General features: G+C 72.3%; 1 protein-coding gene. It reads left to right on the top strand.

Annotated features, from left to right (window positions below):
- Positions 1 to 40 precede the first annotated feature (40 nt).
- The gene (locus tag OG371_RS40915) at positions 41 to 7,114 is read left to right on the top strand and encodes an SDR family NAD(P)-dependent oxidoreductase (RefSeq protein ID WP_329062036.1); all 7,074 of its coding nucleotides are present in this window, start codon (positions 41 to 43) and stop codon (positions 7,112 to 7,114) included.
- Positions 7,115 to 7,164: the final 50 nt, after the last annotated feature.

Below are 7,164 nucleotides of genomic sequence, written 5' to 3'. Positions count from 1 at the left end.
CGGCTGACCCGTGGCCACGGACAGGAAAGGTTCACTCACGATGCCGGACGACCAGAAACTCGTCGAATACCTGAAGTGGGTCACGGCTGATCTGCACCAGACCCGCCAGCGCCTGGAGGAGGCCGAGTCGGGCCGCCAGGAGGCCGTCGCGATCGTCGGCATGGCCTGCCGGTTCCCCGGCGGCGTCGGCTCGCCCGAGGACCTGTGGGACCTCGTCGCGTCCTCTTCGGACGCCATCGCCGAATTCCCGGCCGATCGCGGCTGGGACCTCGACGTGCTGGCCGGCGACGGCCGCGGCCGCAGCGCGACCACCGAGGGCGGCTTCCTCGACGACATCACCGGTTTCGACGCCGGGTTCTTCGGGATCTCGCCGCGCGAGGCGCTGGCCATGGACCCGCAGCAGCGGCTGCTGCTGGAGACTTCGTGGGAGGCGGTCGAACGCGCCGGGATCGACCCGTCGGCCGTGCGCGGCAGCCGGACCGGGGTGTTCGTCGGCACCAACGGCCAGGACTACGCGAACCTCGTGCTGGCCTCGGGCGAGGACGTCGAGGGCCACGCCGGCACCGGTCTCGCGGCGAGCGTGGTCTCCGGCCGCATCTCTTACACGTTCGGCTTCGAGGGCCCGGCCGTCACGATCGACACGGCGTGCTCGTCTTCGCTGGTCGCCCTGCACCTGGCCGCGCAGGCCCTGCGCGCCGGGGAGTGCACGCTGGCCCTGGCCGGCGGCGTGACGGTGATGTCGACCTCGCTCGGCTTCGCCGGTTTCACCCGGCAGGGCGGGCTGGCCCCGGACGGCCGCTGCAAGGCGTTCTCCGACGACGCCGACGGCACCGGCTGGTCCGAGGGCATCGGGATGCTGCTGGTGGAGAAGCTGTCCGACGCCGAACGCAACGGTCACCCGATCCTCGCGGTGGTCCGCGGCTCCGCGGTCAACCAGGACGGCGCGTCGAACGGGCTGACCGCGCCGAACGGCCCCTCCCAGCAACGGGTGATCCGCCAGGCACTGGCCGGCGCCGGACTGTCCACTTCGGACGTCGACGCGGTGGAGGCGCACGGGACCGGCACGGTGCTGGGCGATCCGATCGAGGCGCAGGCGGTGCTGGCGACCTACGGCCAGGACCGGGAGATCCCGTTGTGGCTGGGCGGGATCAAGTCGAACCTCGGGCACACCCAGGCCGCGGCCGGGGTCGCCGGGGTGATCAAGATGGCGATGGCCATGCGGCACGGGGTGCTGCCCGAAACGCTGCACGTGAGCGAGCCGTCCACGCACGTCGACTGGTCCGCCGGGGCCGTGTCGCTGCTGACCGAGCCGACGGAGTGGCCCGAGGTCGGCCGTCCGCGCCGCGCGGGGGTGTCGTCGTTCGGCATCAGCGGGACCAACGCGCACGTGATCCTGGAGCAAGCGCCACATTCGAAGACCGAGCAGAGCGAGCCGGTCGCCACCGGGGTGATCCCGTGGGTCATCTCCGGCAAGAGCGTCCCGGCCCTGCGTGCTCAAGCCACCCGGCTGCTGTCCGCTGTGGACGGTCTTCCGGTCGCCGACGTCGGTCTCTCGCTCGTCTCCACGCGGTCGGCCTTCGACCGGCGCGCGGTGGTGCTGGGGGAGTCCCGTGATGAGCTGATGGCCGGGCTGACCGAGCTGACCGGTGAGGAACCGGCCGCGGTCACCGGCCTCGCCGACGTCGACGGCCGCACGGTTTTCGTCTTCCCCGGCCAGGGTTCGCAGTGGGCCGGCATGGGCGCCCGCCTGGCCGAGCAGTCACCCGAGTTCGCCGACGCCCTCTCCGAGTGCGCCGCCGCGCTCGCCCCGCACGTCGACTGGTCGCTGCTCGACGTGCTCCGCGGGGCCGAAGGCGCGCCGTCACTGGAGCGGGTCGACGTGGTCCAGCCCGCGTCGTGGGCGGTCATGGTCGCGCTGGCGGCGCTGTGGCGTCACCACGGCGTGATTCCGGATGCCGTGGTGGGCCACTCGCAGGGTGAGATCGCCGCGGCCGTCGCCTCGGGCGCACTGTCCATTGCCGACGGTGCCCGCGTGGTTGCGTTGCGCAGCAAGGCGATCAGCCGCACTCTGACCGGTCGTGGTGGCATGATGTCCGTCGCGTTGCCGCTGGCCGAGGTCGAGGCGCGGCTGGGCGAGCGCGCCATCTCGGTCGCGGCGGTGAACGGGCCGAAGTCCGTGGTCGTGTCCGGTGAGCCCGCGGCGCTCGACGAGCTGCTGGCGGAACTGAAGGCCGACGAGGTGCGCGCGCGGCGGATCGCGGTGGACTACGCGTCCCACTCGGCCCAGGTCGAGGAACTCGAAGACGAGCTGCTCAGCGAACTCGCGGGCCTCGCGCCGCGGGAGTCCGACGTCCCGTTCTTCTCCACCGTGACCGGCGATTGGCTGGACACCACTGCGCTCGATGCCGGCTACTGGTACCGCAACCTGCGTCAGACGGTCGGCTTCGAGCCCGCCCTCCGCGCGCTGCTGGACCAGGGGCACCGGGCGTTTGTCGAGGTGAGTTCCCATCCGGTGCTCACCGGCAGCGTCCACGAGACGATCGACGAGGTCGGCGGGCCGGCGGTGGTCGCCGGGACGCTGCGCCGCGATGACGGTGACCTGCGGCGGTTCCTGACCTCCCTGGCGGAGGTGTTCGTTCGGGGCGTCGACGTCGGCTGGGCGTCGGTGTTCGCCGGGACCGGCGCGCGCCGGGCCGACCTGCCGACCTACGCCTTCCAGCACGAGCGGTACTGGCCGCGGTCCGCGCCGCCGCGCGCCGACGCGTCCGGGCTCGGGCTGCTGTCCGCCGAACACCCGCTGCTCGGCGCGGCGGTGTCGCTGGCCGGATCGGACGGCCTGCTGCTGACCGGGCGGCTGTCACTCGCGACCCACCCGTGGCTGGCCGATCACTCGGTCGGCGGCGTGGTGCTCTTCCCCGGCACCGGGTTTCTGGAACTCGCCATCCGCGCGGGCGACCAGGCCGGCTGCGACCGCGTGGACGAGCTGACGCTTTCGGTCCCGTTGCTGCTGCCGGCCGAGGAGGCGGTGGCCGTCCAGGTGCGCGTGGGCGCGTCCGACGACAACGACTGCCGGGACCTGCAGATCTTCGCCCGCCCGGCCGACGCGCCGCCGGAGCAGGAGTGGACCTGTCATGCCACCGGCGTGCTGGCGTCGGGCGAGCGCGACGCCGGATTCGACGTGAGTGTCTGGCCTCCGGCGGACACCGAGCCGATCGACCTCGAAGGCTTCTACGACCGGCTCACCTTCGGCCCGGTGTTCCAGGGCCTGCGCGCGGCCTGGCGGGACGAGAACGCGGTCTACGCCGAGGTCGGCCTGCCCTCGCCGGCCGACGACGCCGAACTGTTCGGCATGCATCCCGCGCTCCTGGACGCGGCCCTGCACGCGGTGTCGTTCGTTGATCCCGACGGCGGCGGCAAGAACCTGCTTCCCTTTGCGTGGAGCGGGGTTTCGCTGCACGCCGGTGGCGCCTCGACGCTGCGCGTGCGCTTGACCGGCGCTGGAACGGACGCGGTTTCGCTGGCCGCGGTGGACGTCGAAGGCGCGCCGGTGCTGTCCGCGGATTCCCTGGTCCTGCGCTCGGTGTCGGCGGGACTTGCGGCCGGCGCGCGGGGTGAGCAGCAGTCGCTGTTCCGGATGGAGTGGATCGACCTCCCGGTCCCCGCGCCGTCCGCCACCCGCTGGACGATCCTCGGCGGCGACGCGTTCGGTTTCGCCCCGGCGGCAAGCCTCGCGGGGCATACCATCGCGGGCTTCGCGGATTCTCCCGCCGACGCTCCGGTGCCGGACGTTTTCCTGCTCTCGGCCGCTGCTGAGGGCGACGGCCCGGCCGCGGCTCACGCCTTGACCGCGCGGGTGCTCGGGCAGATCCAGGGCTTCCTCGCCGACGACCGGTTCGCCGACTCCCGTCTGCTGGTGGTGACCCGGGGAGCTATGGCCGACGATGGCGAGGACGTCAGCGATCTCGCCGCGGCGGCGGTCTGGGGGCTCATCCGGTCGGCGCAGACCGAGAACCCTGGACGGTTCCTGCTGGCCGACCTCGACGAGGCCGAGGAGTCCGTCGAAGCGCTGCCCGCGCTGGCCGGGCTGTTCGCCGACGGTGAGTCGCAAGTGCTGGTACGGCAAGGAAAGTTCCGTGCCGGACGGCTCGCCCGGCTGGTGCCCGGAGACAGCCTGCTGCCGCCCGCCGGCGACGCGCCGTGGCGGCTCGGCACCAGCAGCCGGGGCAGCCTGGACAACCTGGCCCTGCTGCCCGCCCCGGAGGTCGCGGAGCCGCTGTCCGGGCGCCACGTCCGGATCCGGGTGGCGGCCGCGGGCGTCAACTTCCGTGATGTGCTGAAGGCACTCGGCATGTACCCGGGCCGCGACGGCCTGCTGGGCGCCGAGGCCGCCGGGGTGGTGGCCGAGGTCGGGCCCGAGGTGACGGCATTCAAACCCGGCGACCGGGTGCTGGGCATGATGGACGGCGGGTTCGGGCCGGTTGCTGTAGCCGACGAGCGTTACCTCGGGTTGGTGCCCGACGGCTGGTCGGACGAGCAGGCCGCGTCGGTGGCGCTGGTGTTCCTGACGGCGTACCACGCGTTCATCGACCTGGCCAGGCTGCGCAGCGGCGAGACTGTCCTGGTCCATGCCGGTGCCGGTGGTGTTGGCATGGCGGCGATCCAGCTGGCCCAGCACTGCGGCGCGGAGGTGTTCGCCACGGCCAGTGAGGCCAAATGGGGCGAACTGCGCGCACTCGGGGTCCCCGAGGACCACATCGCGTCTTCGCGTACGACCGAGTTCGAGCAGCGTTTCCTGGCCGCGACGGGAGGACGCGGGGTCGACGTCGTGCTCAACGCTCTCGCGGGTGAGTTCGTCGACGCGTCGTTGCGGGTGCTCGCGCCCGGCGGCCGGTTCCTCGAGATGGGCAAGACGGACATCCGCGACGACGTCGAGGGGGTGGACTACCGGGCGTTCGACCTCGGCACCGTCCCGGCGGACCGGATCCAGGAGATGCTGGGCGAGCTGCTGCGGCTGTTCGCCGACGGTGCCCTCCGGCCGCTGCCGGTGACCGCCTGGGACGTGCGGCGGGCGCCGGACGCGTTCCGCCGGATGAGCCTGGCCAAGCACGTCGGCAAGATCGTCCTGACGATTCCACCCGCGTGGCGCCCCGACGGCACCGTGCTGATCACCGGCGGCACCGGGGTTCTGGGCGGCCAGCTCGCCCGGCACCTCGTCGCCGAGCGGGGTGCTCGGCATCTGCTGCTGGCGTCGCGCCGTGGCCCGGACGCGCCGGGAGCCCTTGAGCTGCAAGCAGAACTCCTCGCGCACGGGGCCGACGTCACCATCGCTGCCTGCGACACCGCGGACCGGGAGGCGGTCGCGGAACTGCTCGCGTCGGTCTCCTCGGCGCATCCGCTGACGGCTGTGGTGCACACGGCCGGTGTGCTCGATGACGGCGTCGTCGCTTCCCTGACGCCGGAACGACTTGACGCTGTCCTGCGGCCCAAGGCCGACGCCGCCTGGCACCTGCACGAGCTGACCGCGGGGATGCCGCTGGCCGTGTTTGTCCTGTTCTCCTCGGTTTCCGGCGTGACCGGCGCCCCCGGCCAGGCCAACTACGCCGCGGCGAACGTCTTCCTCGACGCGCTGGCTCAGCACCGACGGGCCGCCGGGCTGCCGGCGACGTCGCTCGCGTGGGGGCTGTGGGAGCAGGCGAGCGAGATGACCGGCGCGCTCACCGGCAACGACGTCAAGCGGATCTCCTCGGCCGGGCTGCCGGTGATCGGCACCCGGCAGGGCATGGCGATGTTCGACGCCGCGATGGGGTCCGACGTGCCGCTCATCGTGCCGTTGCGGGTCGACGCTTCCGGGCTCGGCCAACGCGGCGAGGTGCCCGCGCTCCTGCGTGGCCTGGTCCAGACGAGCCGCCGGAAGGCCGCCGCCGGCGACACGGCCGTCTCGACGGCGACGCTGCAGGACCGCCTTCGCGGGCTGAGCGCGGCCGAGCAGGAGGACGTGGTCCGGGCGCTGGTGGTGGACTACGCCAGCGTGCTGCTTGGGTTCCGCGACTCGGCCCAGCTCGACCCCGAGCGGGCGTTTCTCGAATCCGGCTTCGACTCGCTGATCGCGGTGGAACTGCGGAACAAGCTCGCCGAGACGGTCGGGCTGCGGCTGCCGTCCACTGTGGTCTTCGACAGCAAGACTCCGGCGCAGCTGGCGAAATGGCTGTGTGGAGAGATTGCGGGCACTCTCGAGGCCGCGCCTGCTGCGGTAGGTAAGCCCGTAGCGCAGTCCGGCGACGACGACACCGTGGCGAAGCTGTTCTTCGGCGCGCTCGACGAAGGCCGGGTCCAGGAGAGCATGGGACTGCTGAAGGCCGTCGCCGCCCTCCGCCCGATCTTCGACAGCCCCGCCGAACTGGACGAGCTGCCGCTCCCGATCACGCTGTCCGAAGGCGCCGAGCAGCCGATGCTGATCTGCATCAGCTCCCCGGTGGTGACCGGCGGCGTCCACCAGTACGCCCGCATCGCCGCCCAGTTCCGCGGCAAGCGGCGGCTGGCGGCGCTCCCGCTGATCGGGTTCGCCGCGGGTGAGAGCCTGCCGGCCACCCCCGCCGCGGCGTCGAGGGTGATCGCCGAATGCGCGCTGAATGCCAGTGAGGGCAAGCCTTTTGTGCTCGTCGGTCACTCCTCGGCCGGCGCGCTCGCCCGCTCCGTCGCCGGAGTCCTCGAGAACACCTGGGGCATCCGGCCCGACGCGGTGGTCATGCTCGACACCCTCAGCCTGCGCCACGGCGCCGACGAGGTGGTCGACTTCGGTGAGATCTCCCGCAACTACCTGTCCGGCCTGGAATCGACCTCGGTGACCCTCACCAGCGCCCGGCTCTCGGCGATGAGCCACTGGTTCAGCATGATGGCCGGCCTGGAACTCCAGCCTTCCACGGCGCCGAGCCTGCTCGTCCGGTGCACGGTGCCGCTGGCTGGCGCGGAGGCCGCCAGGCCCGAGGACAACCCGGTGCCTGCGGACAAGGTGGTGACCATTGAGGCCGACCACTTCTCGCTCGCGATGGAGGATTCGGCGACCACGGCCGCGGTGATGGAGGACTGGCTGGGCTCGCTGGTCGCGGCCCGCTGACTCGTGAGTGTTTATGCCGGTTAGAACCGTCTGTTGCAGTTCAGGACTTC

The organism is Amycolatopsis sp. NBC_01480 (assembly GCF_036227205.1).
Lineage (GTDB): Bacteria > Actinomycetota > Actinomycetes > Mycobacteriales > Pseudonocardiaceae > Amycolatopsis.
Note: the sequence above shows the minus strand (reverse complement) of the source record. Positions and strands in the feature narration are given on the sequence as shown.